This window comes from Psychrobacter sp. UBA2514, assembly GCF_002341255.1.
Lineage (GTDB): Bacteria > Pseudomonadota > Gammaproteobacteria > Pseudomonadales > Moraxellaceae > Psychrobacter > Psychrobacter pacificensis.
The window spans coordinates 70,280-71,313 of the sequence record NZ_DDNS01000012.1; the positions used below are offsets into that span (position 1 = coordinate 70,280).

Annotated in this window: 1 protein-coding gene; it reads left to right on the forward strand. The window is 42.1% G+C overall.

Annotation, left to right across the window (positions count from 1 at the left end; translation table 11 throughout):
* Positions 1 to 161: 161 nt before the first annotated feature.
* A partial coding sequence (locus B3V51_RS04380; RefSeq protein ID WP_286708043.1) for an ATPase, T2SS/T4P/T4SS family occupies positions 162 to 1,034 on the forward strand: 873 nt, incomplete at its 3' end.

The following is a 1,034-nucleotide window of genomic DNA, read 5'->3' on the forward strand; positions in this document are numbered from 1 at the left end:
GAATGTTCAACACGCCCTAAATGCTCTCTAAGTTATTACGAAAGAAGTAGAAATAACTTGCTGAATCAAAATACGCATCCATTACCGCAAATATATTAAAGCATATATAGTAGTCTGTATTCTAAAGCGGTGTGCAAACCCTTTATCAAGGAGAGGTCATAATGTCTATTACAACCAGTAAATATGGTGGTCTAGCGCAGCAGCTCATCAGTGATGGTGTCGTTAGCGAAGCAAATATGAAAACGGCACAGATTGAGTCGCAGGAGCAGAAAATCGGATTGGTGCCGTACCTTGTAGACAATAAACTGGCTGATTCTTATCACCTTGCTCAAATGTTATCACAAGCCTTTGGCGATCCCTTGTTCGATCTCGATGCGCTCAGCACTGATGTCATTCCAAAGGACTTAGTCGATGAAAAAATCGTCCGTAAGTTTAATGCATTGCCATTATTCAAGCGCGGCCAACGCTTATTTGTAGCGCTTAGTGATCCAACTCGTGTTGATGCTATTGATGCTATTGCCTTTAATTCTCGCTTGTCTATCGAAACGATTGTTGTTGAAGAAAACAAGCTAAAAAAGCGTATCGAAAGCGTTTACGCTGATACGATGCAGAGCTTTGACAGCTTCTCTGACAGTGACTTAAATGTTGGTTTTGAAGATGGTGATGACGATCAGGACGAAGGGACAACCAAACTTAATGATGGGGTCGATGAAGCACCTGTTGTAAAATTCGTCAATAAAATGTTGGTCGATGCTATTCGCATGGGTGCCTCTGATTTGCACTTTGAGCCTTACGAAAAATCTTTCCGAGTACGTTTTCGTGTTGATGGCGTGATGCAAAAAATAGCCAGTCCGCCAGTCCAGCTCGCTGGTAAAATTGCGGCTCGTCTAAAAGTCATGTCACAGATGGATATCTCAGAGCGCAGAATACCACAAGATGGTCGTATCAAGCTCAAAATCTCTAAGACCAAAGCCATCGATTTCCGGGTAAACTCATTACCAACCTTATTCGGTGAAAAAATCGTTTTGCGTATC